Below are 12,232 nucleotides of genomic sequence, written 5' to 3'. Positions count from 1 at the left end.
TTACGACCAGGTTTGGTGATCCCCGTCTTCCGGCGCCGCCGAGGCATCCCGTTCCCGGGTGGCCGCCAAGCCGTCCACGCTGGCCGCCTGCCGCTTGGGATGGGGCGTCGTTATGACCGTTTGACCCCGCCCGGTTCCAGGCGGATCGGGTTGCTCCAGGCGCGTCCTCCGGTCCTGTCCTCGACGGTGACCCGGCAGTATCCGCACCGCTCGAACATCGCGACGGGCAGGGAGCCCTCCGTCAGCGATTCTCCCTCGATCACCTGCGCGCCCGGAGCGCCTCCGGTGACCAGTATTTTGCGCACCGGTGAGCAGCTCACCGTGACCATGCCGTCGTGGAACTGGATGTCGTGTAGTTCGGGTCCGGTGCTCGAGTAGTAGTGGCCGGCCTTGAGGGCCGCGAGGAGCGCTTCCGGGGTGAGGGCGTCGGCGCGTACCTGGACCCAGGCCGCACAGCCCGGCGGGTCCTGGGGCTGGAAGTGCGCGTCGTCGGCGGCGTAGGCGCCGAGCCGGTGCCCCCGGTTGAGCAGGATGTCGGTCAGATGCCAGCTGTCGCCCCGGTCCTCGCGGGCCGAGAGCGCGTTGTGGACCTCGACCGCATGGGCCGCGTCCAGGCTTTCGGCGTCGGCGAGGGTGAGCAGCGAAGCCGCGGGGTGGGCCATGCCGATGAACGCGCCCGCGGCCCGGGCCCGGCGTGCCAGGTGCGGTCCACTCTCGTCGGGTTCGGGAGGCGGGAAGCCGAGTGGCAGTCCCACGGCGACGATGTGCCATTCCGAGGAGAACTCGGTGCGCGGGGCATGCAGCTCCGCGCCCAACAGCGTGGTGAATCCGGGGGTGCGCAACGGCCGGGTGTCTGTCAGCGGGAACCCGTACCTGGCTCGGAAGTGATCGGTGATGGCCAGGAAGTCATAGCCGGCCTCCCGGTAGCGGCGCCCGATCTCCGCCGGCGGCAGCGCCCCGTCGGACCGGTCGGAGTGGGTGTGGAGGTTGCCCCGCCAGAAGCGGCCGGGCCGGTGGAACGGCAGGTCGATCACGGGTACTCCCTGAACTACGGGCAACTGGTCGGTTGCCGAGGCCCCCCGCTCCCAGGCGGCCGGCAGGCCGTCCGGGCTGGGCCGTCTGCAGCTTGGGTGGGCGTGGCTGGGCGATCCTGCCGCATCCACGCTCAATCTTATCCATTTTTGTCCGTATTCGCGAAGTCGGTGGATCGCTGGCAGGTATTGCCCACTTGACTGGTTGGGATGGTCATGGTGCCGTTGATGGTGTGTGGAGAACAGTTCTCCTGGTCGCCCGGATACACATCGACCTCATGCGGATGACCTGCGGGCGCTGTTACCGCGGCTGATCGGCTGCCGCCTGTACGGCCCCGTCTGCGCAGGCCCGGCGGTTCACCGCCAGCAAGCACCGCGCGTTCCACCGTCTCCCATGTGCCTCCCGCCGTGCCCGAGTCGCATGGTCATTTACGCGGGCCGCCGCCGGACACGGGGGTTCGTGGCACAGGTCCTGATCCGCCGCGCTTCACTCACCCTTCCGCAGAGGACCCTTGTGAGAAAATCGCCGACCCGGACAATGCCGATTCAGCCGACAGTGCCGGTTCAGACGGTCATGCCGATTCAGCCGACCGGAACAGCCGGGATGACGGCCGCGTCCGCCGAGCATCCAGTGCGGGTACTGCTGACCCGACGCGGCCTGCTGGCCGGTACCGGCGCCGGCGGGCTTGCCGCGTTCCTCGCGGCGTGCGGCGGTTCGACGGGTGACGCGGACGCCGCCGACTCCTCGGCGTCCTCGACCGCGGGCGGGAAGCGGGGAGGCACCGTCACCCTGAGCGCTCCGCCGCCGCCGACCGCGCTGGATCCGGTGACGATGTACGACGGCACCGCGATCGCCCTGGTCCAACTCGTCGCCGACTACCTGATCTGGCTGGACTCCGACTTCCAGCTGCAACCCCGGCTGGCAACCGCGTGGACGTCGTCGGAGGCGGGCCGGACCTGGTCGTTCACCATCCGCCAGGGAGTCGTCTTCTCCGACGGCACACCCCTGGACGCGGCCACGGTGAAGGCGTCGTTCGACCGTCTGCTCGATCCCGCGAACAAGTCCGCGGCGCTGTCGGCGTTCGACACGGTGCTCAAGGCCGGCGGTGTCTCGCTGGCGGGCTCCGACACGGTCGTGTTCCGCCTCGAGCGGCCGTTCTCGGAATTTCCCTATCTGGTGTCCGCCGGCAACTACAACGCACTCATCCTGAAACCGGACTACCAGGTGGGCACGTTCGCCCAGAAGGCGATCGGCACAGGCCCGTTCCTGCTGAACTCCTATGACAGCGGCACGGGCGCGTCGTTCACCCGTAACCCGAAGTACTGGGATTCCGGGAAGCCGTATCTCGACGGCGTCCGGGTGGCTTTCTACAAGGACGAGCAGGCCGATCTGCTCGCGTTGCAGAGCGGTGCCGTCGACGGGCAGATCCTGTCGGACGCCGGCCTGGTGGGCCCGGTCGCGGGCGGCGGCTCCATCGCCGTCGACAAGGTGAACAGCACCGGCCTGACCGCGTTCACGCTGTCGCGTCGACAGGCCGCCGTTCACGCGGAAGGAGGTCCGCCAGGCGGTCGCGTACGCCCTGGACCGGCCGGGTGTGCTGACCAGCGTGCACAACGGGGTCGGCGTCCTGGGCAACGACCATCTCTTCGCGCCCTCGTTCGCCAGCGCCCCGACCGACCTCCAGCAGCGTGCCAGGGACGAGGCGAAGGTCAGGTCGCTGCTGGCCGCCGCGGGCGTGGACAACCTGCGTTTCACCCTCAGCTTCGACCCGCCGAACAGGTCCTACGCGCTGGTCATCCAGGACCAGCTCAAACAGGTCGGAATCACCGTGGATCTCGACCAGCAGACCTCCGGGGCGTTCTACGGCGGCGATCAGGCCGCCGACACCCCGTGGCTGTTCACGACCGCGAACCTGGTCGGCTGGGCGGGCCGGCCCACGGCAAGCCAGTTCATCATCCCGATGGTGAGAAGCCAGGGGGTGTGGAACGGCTCCAAATACGCCAACCCGGTCGTGGACGCGGCGGCCACCGCCTACGACGCGGCCACCGACCCGGCCGAACGGAAGAAGCAGGCGGAAATCATCGCGCGGGCGCTCAACGAGGACGTGCCGGTCATCGTCAGTGTGTGGAACGGCGCGGTCCGCGCCTACCGGACCGACCGGATCAAGGGGCTGCGGGCGCACCCATCCGCGTTCCTGGATCTGACGACCGTGACCAGGGCCTGATCGGGCGTGGCGCGGTTCCTGGTCCGACGGCTGCTGGCGATCCCGGTCACGCTGCTGGCGGTCAGCCTGCTGGTGTTCGTCGCGACCGAGCTGATCCCCGGTGACGTCGCCCGGGCCGTGCTCGGCCGGGAGGCGAGCCAGGCGTCCGTGGACGCGCTACGCCACCAGTTGCGGCTGGACCAGCCGCTGCCCACCCGGTACCTGCACTGGCTGGGCGGGTTCGTCACCGGCGACTGGGGACAGTCCTACACGCTCGGGGTGGCGGTCCGGCCACTGACGATGGGCCGGCTGGGCCAGAGCCTGCTGCTGGCCCTGCTCGCCTTCGTGCTGCTCGTGCCGTTCGCGCTGGCGCTCGGCCTCGCCGCGGGGCTGCGGGAGGGGCGTCCGCTCGACCGGGTTCTCAGCGTGACCGGTCTGAGCCTCGGGGCCACGCCGGAGTTCGTCACCGGGGTCGTGCTGTTGGTGGTCTTCAGCGTCCAGCTGCACTGGCTGCCCTCCTCGGCCCAGGCGCCCCCGGGAGCGGGGCTGGCGACCCGGGTGGAACATCTGCTGCTGCCGGCGATCTCGCTGGTCCTGCTGTGTGCCGGCTACGTCGCCCGGCACGTGCGGGCCAGCACCGTCGCGACGCTGTCCAGCCCGTTCATCCGGGCGATGCGGGTGCGCGGGCTGTCCGAGGGGCAGCTCGTGCGCGGGCACGTGCTGCGCAACTGCCTGGTCCCGGCGACGAGTGCGCTCGCCGTCCAGTTGCAGTTCCTGCTCGCCGGGCTGGTCACCGTCGAGCTGCTGTTCGGCTACCAGGGCATCGGCGACCTGCTGCTGACGTCCGCGACCAGCAAGGACGTGCCGACCCTGCAGGCCACCGCGATCGTCCTCGGCGCGGTGGGAATGCTCGTCTACGTGGCCGCGGACGTCGTGTATGCGCTGCTCGACCCGCGGATCCGGCTCGGGAAGGCAGCTCACCGGTGAGCCAGGCGAGCCCGGTGGGCCGGGCAGGCCAGGCAGGGCCGGTGAGCGTCGTCGGCGCCGGGCCACCGTCGGTCGCCGCCGTGGTCCGCGGGCCAGGGGTCGTCCGGAGGCTGGTGCGCCGGCCGTCGTTCGTGGCGGGCGCGGTCCTGCTCCTCGGATGGGCCGTCGTCGCGGCGTTCTGGCCGCATCTCGTCCCCGTCGACCCGATGACCCAGCATCCGGCCGAGCGGTTCCGTTCGCCGGGCTGGGGTCATCTGTTCGGCACCGACCAGTTCGGACGGGACGTGCTGGCGCGGGTGCTGGCCGGTGCCCGTCCCGTGCTGGAGGTCGCTCCGCTGGCGACCGCGGTCGGGGTGGGCGCCGGCAGCCTGCTCGGGCTGGTGTGCGGCGTCCGGCGGGGCCTGCTGGACGAGATCGTCATGCGGGTCGTCGACGTGCTCGCGGTCTTCCCGAGCCTGGTCGGGGCGGTGGTCGTGGTGGCGCTGGTGGGCAGGTCCGCCACCACCCTGGTCGTCGTCATCGGCGTGTTCTTCGCGCCGATCGTGACCCGCAGCGTGCGGGCCGCTGCGCTGGTCGAGCGGGAGAAGCCCTACGTCGAGGCGGCGCGGCTGCGCGGTGAGCCGTTCCCGTCCCTGCTGGGCCGCGAAGTGTTACCCAACGTCGCCGGAACCGTGCTGGTGGAGGCGACGTCCCGGCTCGGTGACGCGGTCTTCGCCGCCGCGACCCTGTCGTTCCTCGGACTCGGCCAGCCGCCGGGCTCCCCGGAATGGGGCGCCTCCGTGGCGGACAACCGGGTCTTCCTCCAGCACGCCTGGTGGACGGTGCTCTTCCCGGCGTTCGCCGTCGCAAGCCTTGTCATCGGCGTCGCCCTGGTCGCGGACAACCTGCGGGAACAGGTGGCGGCGCGGTGAGCGGGCCCGCGATTGGTGGCGCGGTTGACCGCACAGTCGGCAGCACACCGGCAGGCGCGACCGGGCCGGGCACCTCCGAAGGGCTCGTCGTCGACGGGCTGAGCGTGAGCTACCCGGCGTCGGGCGCGCGGGCGGCCGCCGTGGACGGGGTGAGCCTGCGGGTGCGTCCCGGCGAAAGCTACGGGCTGGTGGGGGAGTCCGGTTCCGGCAAGAGCACGCTGGCGGCGGCGCTGGCCGGTGTCCTGCCCGATGGCGGCCGGGTCGAGCACGGCAGCATCCACCTGGACGGCGTCGACGTCGGCGGCCTGCCCGAACGGGACCGGCGCCGGTGGCGGGCGGCCGCGTTCGCCATGGTCCACCAGGGTGCCACCAGCAGTCTGGATCCGACGGTCCGCGTCGGCGCGCAGGTGGCCGAGGCCTGCCGGTTGCAGGGGCTGTCACGCGCCGCAGCCCGCGGGCGGGCGCTGGAGCTGCTGGCTGCGGTGCGCCTGCCGGAGCCGGCCGTGATCGCGCGGCGGTGGCCGCACCAGCTGTCGGGTGGGCAGCAGCAGCGGGTCGGCATCGCGGCGGCGCTCGCGTCGCGTCCGCGGCTGCTCGTCCTCGACGAGCCGACCACCGGCCTGGACGCGGCGGTGGCACGCGAGATTCTCGATCTTCTGCAGGTGTTGCGGCAGGAGATCAGCGCGGCCGTCGTGCTCATCAGCCATGACCTTGCGCTTGTCGCGCGCCGTTGTGACCGGATGGGAGTTCTCTACGCGGGATGCCTGGTCGAGGAGGGCCGGGCGGCCGATCTGCTCACCGCGCCGCGGCACCCCTACACCGCCGGCCTTGTCGCGGCAGCCCCCGCGGTCGGGGTCACCCGCCGGGAACGCCGGCTGCTGGCGATCGCGGGCCAGCCGCCGGCTCCCACCGAACGTCCGGGCGGCTGCACGTTCGCGGACCGCTGTGCGCTCGTCGACCAGACCTGCCGCACCCGGGAGCCACCGCTCGCCCCTGTCCCTCCTCTTCCTGCCGTCCCCGTCCCTGCCGCCGTCTCTGCTCCTGCCGCCGTCGTCCCGCCGGACAGGCTCGCGGGCCCGGGCCGGCGACCGGACGCGTATCCGGACGAGCACACAGTGCGCTGTCACCACAGTGACCGGACGACGCCGCACCTTCCCGCGCAGGCCACGGAAGTGGATGACGCGGGTCCGGGGCCAGGTCCGGGGCCAGGCCTAGGCCCGGCCCCGGACCCGCGGCCGGGCCTGCTGTCCGTGCGGGGGCTGTCCCGCGGCTACGGTCGGACGCCGGTGCTGGACGGGATCGATCTCGACATCGGCTACGGCGAGGTGCTCGGGCTCGTCGGCGAGTCCGGCAGCGGCAAGACCACCCTCGCCCGGGCGCTGGTGGGTCTCGGGCCCGACGGCCCGGGCGAACTCCGGCTCGCCGGGCGCCTCCTGCCGGCGCGGCTGTCGCGTCGGTCCGCCGAGGACCGCCGCCGGGTGCAGATGGTCTTCCAGGATCCCGACACCACCCTCAACCCGCGACACTCCGTGTCCACCGTGCTGCGCCGGGCGTTGGTGACGCTGCGAGGATCGGGCACGGTCACCGACCTTGCCGGCCGGGTCCAGCTCGGCCCTAGCCTCCTGCCGTTGCGGACCGCCCGGCTGTCCGGCGGGCAGAAACAGCGGGTGGCCATCGGCCGGGCCTTCGCCGGCGAACCCGAACTGGTCGTCTGCGACGAACCGGTGTCAGCGCTGGACGTGAGCGTTCAGGCCGTTGTGCTGGAGCTGCTGGCGGCCGCGCGGGACACCGGCGGCGTCTCCTACCTGTTCATCTCCCACGACCTGGCCGTGGTGGGCTACCTGGCGGACCGGTTGGCCGTCCTGTACCAGGGGCAGATTGCCGAGGTCGGTCCCACCTCCGCCGTGCTGTCCGGCCCGCACCATCCGTACACCGACAGTCTGACCGGGGACGGTGTGCCGGGCCAGGTGTCTGGCCGTCCGGATTCGGCGGGGCGGGTCGGCTGCCGGTTCGCCTGGACCTGCCCCCACCGGCTGGACGGCCTGTGTGATCGGGTGGCTCCTCCCGTCCGGCTGCTGTCCGGGCCGGTCGGAGCGCCTGCACACACGGTGCGTTGCCACCTCGAGCTGTCTGATCTGCCCAGGGCCGCGTCGACACCGCTCGCCGGGTCAGGTACGCGGGTTACGCGGGTAATGCCAGCCGCGGCAGGAGAGAGCGTGACGTCCGGACGCCCTGTCGCCGCGGAGACGTCGGCGAGCCCGGCCAGCACCGGCACCGACGCCAGCACCAGCACCGACGCAGGCACCGACACAACGACATTGACAAACGGAAAGGGAGTCCGGACATGAGCGGCACGACATCGACCGGAACATCAACCGGTTCCATCGCGACCGAGACAGGTGAGCGGGATCCTTTCTCGCCGCGGCCGCGCGACCTGCGCCCCGTGCGGACCGAGCCGAACGGCCGGCGGATCCGGGTGTTCTTCAACGGGCAGGTGATCGCGGACAGCATCCGGACGCTGTACGTCTTCGAGACCGGGCACCTGCCGGTGTACTACTTCCCGCGCGCGGACGTCCGGTTCGACCTGCTCACCCCCACCGACCACCACACGCGCTGCCCGCGCAAGGGCGACGCGTCCTATTTCACCATCACCGTCGGTGATCGCAGCGCCGAGAACGCGGTCTGGGCCTACCCGGATCCGATCCCCGACGTGGCCGAGCTCGCCGACCACGTCGCCTTCTACTGGGACAGCGCCGACGCCTGGTACGAGGAGGACGAGGAGGTCTTCGTCCACCCCCGCGACCCCTACAAGCGTGTCGACGCGCTGCCCTCGTCGCGGCACGTCGAGGTCCGCGTCGGCGGCGAGCTGTTGGCCGACACCCACCATCCGACCCTGCTCTTCGAGACCGGGCTGCCGATCCGTTACTACCTGCCCAAGCTCGACGTGCGATGGGACCGGCTGACACCGGCACCGACCCGCACCCGCTGCCCGTACAAGGGCGAAGCGCGGTACTGGTCCTACGAGGGACCGGACGGTACGCGGATCGACGACATCGCGTGGAGCTACGCCGAATCCGTTCCAGAGATCCCGAAGATCGCTGGTCTTGTCGCGTTCTTCAACGAGCGGGTCGACCTGACCGTGGACGGTGTCCGCCAGCCGCGCCCCGGCACGCCCTGGTCCTGACCGGAGTATCGGCCCCGCACTTCACATATCTGTCCAGATATGTTCGTATCCGTCCATATCTGTTCTTATTCATCCCACGGTCCGTTCGCGCCTCGTCCTGAAAATTCGCTCCCGCTCCCGACATCCCGGCACCGCAATCCCCGAGACATCCCCGGAGGGACATCCGCCATGAGCGACACGATTCCCGTCATCGACTTTCAGGCGGCCCTCGCCGAGGACGCCCCCGCCGACCTGCTGCGGCGGATCCGCGACGCGGCCGAGAGCATCGGACTGATCCAGGTGGTCAACCACGGCGTCCCGCTGGAACTGATCGAGGACTTCGAGCGGCGGATCGGGCGCATCCTGCGGCTGCCCCATGCCGAAAAGGCCTCGCTCGCCAGCCCCACCGGGCATCCCTACCGCGGCTGGCGCCAGTGGCCCGACGACTTCGGCCGCCTGGAGCTCGAGCGGTACTCGATCGCCCAGTTCGACAACCCGGCCGACGCCACCGCGGCCGGAGTCGGCCGGCGCTGGCTCGGGCTCTACGAGGATGCCAACGTCTGGCCGTCGCAGGACCGCGACCTGCGCGAGGTCGCCTTCGCCTACACCGACGCGGCCGTCGGCCTGGCCCGCCGCGCGCTGGGCCTGTACGAGCGCATCCTCGGCCTGCCCGCCAGCAGCTTCCCGCACGACGAGCCCCCCCTACACCAGCTTCGTCGTCAACGACTACCCGACCTGGACCTACCCGGACACCGCCTCCGACGAGGACAAGCTCCTGCTGCTGGAACACACGGACACCTCGGCCGTGACGATCCTGCACCAGAGCGGTGACTACGCCGGGCTGCAGGCGCAGCTACCCGACGGAAGCTGGATCCCGGTGCCTGTCGTGCCCGGAGCGCTGCAGCTGTTCTCGGGGACGATCCTCACCCGCTGGACCAACGGCCGGCTACGTCCCGTCCGCCACCGGGTCGTGGCGGGCGGCACGGTGACCCGGCGGTCTATCGGGATCTTCTACCATCCGAGTCTCGACACCGTGCTCGAGCCGTTGCCGGCGTTCGTCGGCGCGGACGGCACCGACTTCGAACCGGTGGTGCTGGGTGAACTCGCCGAGAACGTGGTCGAGGACTACATGAGGACCTACGGCCGTCCTGATCAGGTGGCGGCCCGGCGGGAGGGCCGGCCGTACGTCTCCGAGCTGGCGGAAACCTCGGCCGGACGCTGAACCACCCACCCGACCGAACATCTGTCAGACACGGCCTGGTCGGTGACGCGGGTGAAGGCGTTCCGCGGGTCGGCGTAGGCGTGCATCCGCACCACGAGGCCGTCGCGCGGGTGTACACGTCGGCGGCGTCGGCCGTGGCCGTGGCCGACGCCGTGGCCGTGGCCACCGCCGCCGACTAGGCGGCCGGAGACGTGAGGGAGGACCACCAGGTCGTCGCCTTCCCCACGGCGGAACTCGCATCCCTGTGTCGCGGCACCGGCCTGATCCGTACGCCACCCCCCGACGAACAGCGAGCCAACGACGAGTTGCATGCATTCGTCGATCGCTCGAGCAGGTCAGGCCCGATGGGATCGGGGGGCGAACGGAACCGAGAGGGCGTTGCTTCCGGTCTGTCGGGCCAGCGACCTTCTACTCGTCATGCAACGTCGCGCGGCTAGAATCGCAACAGCTTGTGCGGAGGATATGAACGTTTTCGTGATGGTGGGCGGTAGTTGGTGCCGTCCGGGGGTGGACGCCGAGCTGTGATCGTTGACCGTACGCGGATAGGTGCCGCGCTGCCCGCCTACGAGCTGGGAGACCAACTCGGTACCGGCGCGTTCGGGCTGGTGATCGCGGGCCGGCACCGCCGGCTGGACAGGCCCGTGGCCATCAAGGTGCTGGCCGCGGCCCAGGAGGGCGCGGGCACCGATTTCGCCGCCGAGGCGCGGCTGCTCGCCGGTATCGACCATCCGCATGTGGTCCGGGTCTACGACTACGTCGAGACCGTGGACCTACATCTGATCATCATGGAGCTGCTGGGCGGGGGGACGCTGACCCGCCGCCGGGTGGGCCTGCCGCCCGAGGACGCCTGCGCGGTCGGGCTGGCCGTGGCTGCGGCGTTGTCCTGCGCGCACGGCCAGGGGATGCTGCACCGCGACATCAAGGCCGACAACATGCTCTTCGACACCACGGGCCTGCTGAAGGTCACCGACTTCGGGATCGCGAAGATCGTCGAAGGGACGGCGGCCACCGCCAGCGCGCTCGTGGGCACCCCCGCCTACATGGCCCCCGAACAGATCACCGGTGGTCGGCTGGGGCCGGCCACCGACCTGTACGCGCTGGGGATCGTGCTCTACCAGCTACTGGCCGGCGTGGCGCCGTTCGACCCGAAGCTGCCGGTGCGCGCGCTGTGGCAGCAGCACCTCGACCTCGTCCCCGCGCCGCCGGCGGGGACGCCCGCCCCGGTCGCGGATGTGGTCCTGCGCGCCCTGGCCAAGGACCCGGCCGACCGTCAGCCCTCCGCCCACGCCTTCGCCCTCGAGCTGGCCCATGCCGCCGCCGACGCCTACGGCCCGGACTGGACCGCCCGCTCCAGCATCCGGCTGCGCCTCGACGACGACGTCCGTCAGGCCGCCGGCCACGTTCCGGCGCCCGGCGAACGGGTGCCGCCGACGGCCAGGTACGTACCCACGGCACCACCGCCACCGGCCGACGCTTTCAGGCCCTCAGCGCCACCCCCGCCGGCTGATGCCTTCAGGCCCGCGCCACCGCCGCCGGCTGATGCCTTCAACAAGCAGGAACCACCCCCCTACCAGGACCGTGGCCATGAGCCGAGCCTGGGAGCCGACCGTGGCACCGATACGGGCACGGGCAGTGGCACGGGCCATGGCGCGCAGCCGCCCTGGCTGCATCAGGCACAGCCGCCCTGGCCGGGCACGCTGCCTCTCCAGTCGCCGGCCGCGCCCGGTGACGGCGGCCGGGGCCGGGGACCTCGACGTCGGCTGTGGTGGGCGTTCGCCACCGCTCTCCTGCTTGCAGCCGCCATCGCCGCGGTTGTTTCCCTCACCACCCTCACCGATAGCGACGAAACCTCGTCGGCGTCCGGAGGAACGGTAGCCGTTTGGCCCAGCCCGACCGTCTCATCGGCCTCATCAGGTTCATCGGCCTCATCAGGTTCGTTGATTTCGTCGGATTCAGATGTTTCATCGGTTTCGTCAGCCTCGCCGGCTTCGGGCGGTGCCGCCTCCGGAGCCGCCGGGGGCACCAGTTCGTCAGCGGCCTCCGGGGTGAAGCCGTGGTCCGAGACGAACGCGGTGCTGACCGCGACGGACGGCGTGGCCACCTCGGTACGGGCCGAAACGCTGTCCTACTGCATTTCCGTGGGGCACGGCATCACACTGTCCAGCGGACAGGACATCCCGTTCGAGAAAATGAAAAGCATAGAGGTGCTGCGCTCGGACGAGCAGTTCACCCCGAACGGCAAGGCCGACCTGGTCGTCACCCTGCTCACCGGCCAGACGGCGCGGGGTGGCATCGGAACCGGCTGCGATTTCTTCGGCACCAACGACCTGGGCCGTTTCAGCATCTATCCGAACCGCCTGAAGCGAATAGACTTCCAGCGTTAAGAGTGCGGAAGGCCGCGGACGACGTCCGCGGCCTTCCGCACGGAACATGATTCGGACGAGTTTGTCGTTCGGTACGTTTTTCGGCCCGGTTGACGTGCACGACAACAGCCATACGCCGATCTTGCCTGCTGTCCGCCAGCGGACGTTGTCGCCGGTGCGGCTGTTGATGGTCAATTGATCGTTGCTCCGTGTGTCCGGCGGAGGGCGGGGGCTGCCTGCCCGATCCGGGACGGCCAACCGAGTTACGGCCTCGGGGCGGAGCCGGCGGGCGAGGGGGCTCCTGACACCCCGGCCCGCCGCTGGAGGCGGCCCGCCGGGCGGCCACGATCT

General features: G+C 71.0%; 8 protein-coding genes and 3 pseudogenes. 9 read left to right on the top strand and 2 right to left on the bottom strand.

What is annotated here, in order from left to right; translation table 11 throughout:
• Positions 1-110: 110 nt before the first annotated feature.
• Positions 111-1,034: a CehA/McbA family metallohydrolase gene (locus CM1CMNOD_RS19755; RefSeq protein ID WP_013875360.1), complete on the bottom strand. Its 924-nt coding sequence runs from the start codon at positions 1,032-1,034 to the stop codon at positions 111-113.
• 579 nt (positions 1,035-1,613) lie between these two features.
• Positions 1,614-1,877 carry a hypothetical protein gene (locus tag CM1CMNOD_RS23405; protein WP_050803609.1) on the bottom strand — a complete coding sequence of 88 codons (264 nt, stop codon included), beginning with the start codon at positions 1,875-1,877 and terminating at the stop codon, positions 1,614-1,616.
• On the opposite strand from CM1CMNOD_RS23405, the pseudogene CM1CMNOD_RS24545 reads away from it, so the two are divergent.
• The 9 genes and pseudogenes from CM1CMNOD_RS24545 to CM1CMNOD_RS19720 all read left to right on the top strand — a co-directional run.
• Positions 1,864-2,403 (top strand): annotated as a pseudogene (locus CM1CMNOD_RS24545) (ABC transporter substrate-binding protein); the annotation flags it as partial. The gene CM1CMNOD_RS23405 and the pseudogene CM1CMNOD_RS24545 overlap by 14 nt on opposite strands.
• 166 nt (positions 2,404-2,569) lie before the next feature.
• Positions 2,570-3,256: pseudogene (locus CM1CMNOD_RS23780) on the top strand (ABC transporter substrate-binding protein); the annotation flags it as partial.
• 6 nt (positions 3,257-3,262) lie between these two features.
• Positions 3,263-4,222, top strand: coding sequence for an ABC transporter permease (locus CM1CMNOD_RS19745; protein WP_013875359.1), 960 nt, complete (start codon positions 3,263-3,265; stop codon positions 4,220-4,222).
• Positions 4,219-5,133, top strand: coding sequence for an ABC transporter permease (locus tag CM1CMNOD_RS19740; protein ID WP_013875358.1), 915 nt, complete (start codon positions 4,219-4,221; stop codon positions 5,131-5,133). The genes CM1CMNOD_RS19745 and CM1CMNOD_RS19740 overlap by 4 nt, the downstream gene beginning before the upstream one ends.
• Positions 5,130-7,481, top strand: a complete 2,352-nt coding sequence (locus tag CM1CMNOD_RS19735; protein WP_013875357.1) for an ABC transporter ATP-binding protein — start codon at positions 5,130-5,132, stop codon at positions 7,479-7,481. Before CM1CMNOD_RS19740 ends, CM1CMNOD_RS19735 begins: the two co-directional genes overlap by 4 nt.
• Positions 7,478-8,317 carry a DUF427 domain-containing protein gene (locus CM1CMNOD_RS19730; RefSeq protein WP_013875356.1) on the top strand — a complete coding sequence of 280 codons (840 nt, stop codon included), beginning with the start codon at positions 7,478-7,480 and terminating at the stop codon, positions 8,315-8,317. The genes CM1CMNOD_RS19735 and CM1CMNOD_RS19730 overlap by 4 nt, the downstream gene beginning before the upstream one ends.
• Positions 8,318-8,356: 39 nt before the next feature.
• A pseudogene (locus CM1CMNOD_RS24225) lies at positions 8,357-8,674 on the top strand (2-oxoglutarate and iron-dependent oxygenase domain-containing protein); the annotation flags it as partial.
• Complete coding sequence (locus tag CM1CMNOD_RS19725) at positions 8,673-9,518, top strand: 2OG-Fe(II) oxygenase family protein (RefSeq protein WP_347176521.1); 846 nt, start codon at positions 8,673-8,675, stop codon at positions 9,516-9,518. The pseudogene CM1CMNOD_RS24225 and the gene CM1CMNOD_RS19725, both read left to right, overlap by 2 nt.
• 521 nt (positions 9,519-10,039) lie before the next feature.
• Positions 10,040-11,902: a serine/threonine-protein kinase gene (locus tag CM1CMNOD_RS19720; RefSeq protein ID WP_013875354.1), complete on the top strand. Its 1,863-nt coding sequence runs from the start codon at positions 10,040-10,042 to the stop codon at positions 11,900-11,902.
• The last annotated feature ends 330 nt before the right edge of the window (positions 11,903-12,232 follow it).

The organism is Protofrankia symbiont of Coriaria myrtifolia (assembly GCF_900634755.1).
Lineage (GTDB): Bacteria > Actinomycetota > Actinomycetes > Frankiales > Frankiaceae > Protofrankia > Protofrankia coriariae.
The sequence above is the reverse complement of the archived record's forward strand: the minus strand, read 5'-3'. Positions and strand labels throughout refer to the sequence as shown.

What these genes read in the sequence shown, in the direction of transcription:
- CM1CMNOD_RS19725 (WP_347176521.1), top strand. Translation starts at nt 8,673, where the DNA reads ATGCCGAAAAGGCCTCGCTCGCCAGCCCCACCGGGCATCCCTACCGCG.
- CM1CMNOD_RS19730 (WP_013875356.1), top strand. Translation starts at nt 7,478, where the DNA reads ATGAGCGGCACGACATCGACCGGAACATCAACCGGTTCCATCGCGACC.